This window comes from Pedobacter glucosidilyticus DSM 23534 (assembly GCF_000425145.1).
In the GTDB taxonomy this organism is placed as follows: Bacteria; Bacteroidota; Bacteroidia; order Sphingobacteriales; family Sphingobacteriaceae; genus Pseudopedobacter; species Pseudopedobacter glucosidilyticus.
This window is the reverse complement of sequence record NZ_AULF01000065.1, coordinates 1-2,035: the sequence shown is the minus strand read 5'-3', so window position 1 is coordinate 2,035 and position 2,035 is coordinate 1. Positions and strand designations below refer to the sequence as shown.

Here is a 2,035-nt window from a genome sequence, read left to right as displayed (position 1 = left end):
ATATTGTGATTGGTTATAGGTTTAATAGGAAGTTGTAGGATAACAAACAGCTAAAGACCCATAAAATATGAAAATCAGCCTCAAGCATTAGCTTGGGGCTTTTTTATCATAATACAGTAATGAAGCGAGAAAAGTTTATGTAACTTTTTAATCTTATAATAGTTAAAGAGGTTGGTATTGCAAGTTTTTATACGGATTGTTCTGATGAGGTAAGGAATTTCTAATAAATAGCTATTGAGAGTTGAACCGCATATACTTTATTGAGAACGACTTAAATGAATAAGTTTATGAAGAATACCCTCTTTATAAATGATTTTTAAAAACTTATATTTGTTAAAATCAAGATTTCTATTTATAACAATAATTAAATGAAAAAACTTTACCTTTTATTTTTCTTTCTGGTTACTATATTACAACAACAGGCAAAATCTCAATGCGGATTACTAGCTACACCTTATAATAGTGATAACTCCAATAAGGGTGTGATGTTTAATATTGTAACTAATACTAATCCTGTTACAATTACAAGCTTTGATTTAAATATGATTGGTTTTGCCACGGGAACCTTCGAAATTTATTATAAAGCTGGTACTTACATAGGTTCTGAATCTAATGCTGCTGCTTGGACACTAGCTGGTAGTGCTACAGCAACTTCTTTAGGAATTAATAATCCAACACCCCTGCCTCTATCTTTGAGTATTAGCATACCCGCAAATACTACTTTTGGGTTTTATATAACAGAAATTAATGCGGCATCATCTGCCGGTGTGCGCTACACAAATGGTACTTTTACCACTATTGCATCTAACAGTGATATAGCTATTGAAGGAGGAGTTGGTAAATCTTATCCATTTGGTCAAAATTATAACTCACGAAGAGTTAACTGTACTCCACATTATTATGTTCCAGGAATAACTCTTGCAAGCCCTACAGACAATATGACTTGGACTGGATCCGTAAGTACAGATTGGAATATTGCTTGTAATTGGACCCCTTATGGCGTACCTACTGCAACCAATTCGGTTATTATACCAAATGTTACAAATGATCCTGTTATACTTAATGGTACAACTGCAGTAGCAAAAGAAATATATTTGAACAATTCCAGTATTTTAACAATAAACACAGGTGCAACGCTAAATGTAAACACGAGTTCCGTCCCTTCCTCGATAATTATGCAAGGAACTAATGCTACAATTATCAACGATGGTATCATAAATGTAGGAGCAGGAAGCGGATTTGGTATTACAGCCTCTAATACAGCAATCATTACGAATAGAGGAACAATAAATTCTAATAATGCTTCTGGAATTGTATCTCAATCTACTGCGAGTTTGAGTTTTAATAATGCAATTACAGGAATTGTTAATAGTGATTTTAGATCTATTGGAATGTTAAATCTGACAAATCTTGGAGTTATAAATTATTCAGGTACATCCTACGCTTTAAATTTCAGTAATACTTCTGAGTTGATTAATGAAGGAACAGTTAACATTAATTCTGGAGCTGGAATTTTTAATCCTACAGGAGCCATAATTTCTAATTCGGCTTGTGGTAAAATGATATTAAATGCAGGAAATTATCAGAATGGAGGTACAACCACTAATACAGGATTGCTTCAAATTAGCAATGAACTATCCAATACGGGTGTATTTACAAATAACAGTATTTTAAAATATACTACTTTAACAGGTACAATCACTAGCAATAGTGCTAGTTCAGTTATTGTTAATAATTCTCCAAGTCCTATTTTTACTTACGGTGGAATCTATAATGGTACAATTGATGGTATTTATGTGGATGCTGCCGCTGTAACCCCAGCAGGAACATTTGTTTCACCCAATACCTTCACGGCTTCAGGAACACTACCTTCGAGCTCACAAACACTTTACGCTAAAATTATACCCAATGGAGGAAGCTGCAGTTATGTTGTACCCTTTAGTTACTTAAATTGTAATATTACAAGTACTACAGTGGTAACAAATGTAGCCTGTAATGGTGGAAATACTGGAGCTATTAATTTAACACCAACAGG

The 2,035-nt window shown here is 33.4% G+C and carries 1 protein-coding gene; it reads left to right on the top strand.

Annotation, left to right across the window (positions count from 1 at the left end; all coding sequences use genetic code 11):
- Positions 1–368: 368 nt before the first annotated feature.
- A partial coding sequence (locus H510_RS18905) for a hypothetical protein (protein ID WP_036692875.1) occupies positions 369–2,035 on the top strand: 1,667 nt, incomplete at its 3' end.